The sequence below is a fragment of the Pseudomonas tehranensis genome, from assembly GCF_014268615.1.
Lineage (GTDB): Bacteria > Pseudomonadota > Gammaproteobacteria > Pseudomonadales > Pseudomonadaceae > Aquipseudomonas > Aquipseudomonas tehranensis.
On sequence record NZ_JABWQV010000477.1, the window covers coordinates 1 to 904 of the forward strand.

A 904-nucleotide genomic window follows, 5' to 3' on the forward strand; every position below is an offset into this window, starting at 1 on the left:
GACCGGTTTCACCCTGGCCGACCTGACCGTTGCCAACGGCAGCCTGAGCGGGCTGAGCACCAGCGATAACATCACCTACACCGCGACTTTCACGCCGAGCGTGGGCGTCAGCGATAGCACCAACCTGGTCACGCTCGGTAACACGGGCGTGGTGGACGGCGCTGGCAATACCGGCAGCGGCACCACCGACTCCAACAACTACGCCGTCGACACCCTGCGCCCGACCGCCACCATCGTGGTCGCCGATACGGCGCTGAGCGTCGGCGAAACCTCGCTGGTGACCATTACCTTCAGCGAGGCGGTCAGCGGTTTTGACAATTCCGACCTGAGCGTCGCCAACGGTACGCTGAGTGCGGTCAGCAGCAGTGATGGCGGCCTCACCTGGACCGCCACCTTCACTCCGGCCCTCGGCGTCACCGACACCTCCAACGTCATCACCCTGAACAACACCGGGGTCAGTGACGCGGCGGGCAACACCGGCACCGGCACCACCAACTCCAACAACTACCAGGTCGATACCAACGTACCGACGGCGACCATCGTGATCGCCGATTCGACGTTGAGCATCGGTGAGACGTCGTTGGTGACCGTGACCTTCAACTCGGCGGTCAGCGGGTTCGACAATTCGGACCTGACCGTCAGTAACGGCACGCTCAGCACCATGAGCAGCACCGACGGTGGCGTCACCTGGACGGCCACCTTCACGCCGAGCGCCAGCATTTCCGATACCAGTAACGTGATCACGCTGGACAATACCGGCCTGATCAACGGCGCGGGCAATGCGGGCGTTGGCACCACGGACTCCAACAACTATGTGGTCGATACGCTGCGACCCACTGCGACCATCGTCGTGGCCGATACGGCCATCGCCGCTGGCGAGACTTCGCTGGTGACCATCACCTTC

At 63.5% G+C, this 904-nt stretch carries 1 protein-coding gene; it reads left to right on the forward strand.

The genetic code is table 11. The annotated features are described in order from the left end of the window. Positions 1–904 (forward strand): Ig-like domain-containing protein (locus tag HU811_RS27055; RefSeq protein ID WP_263642031.1); only part of this gene is annotated, 904 nt, incomplete at both ends.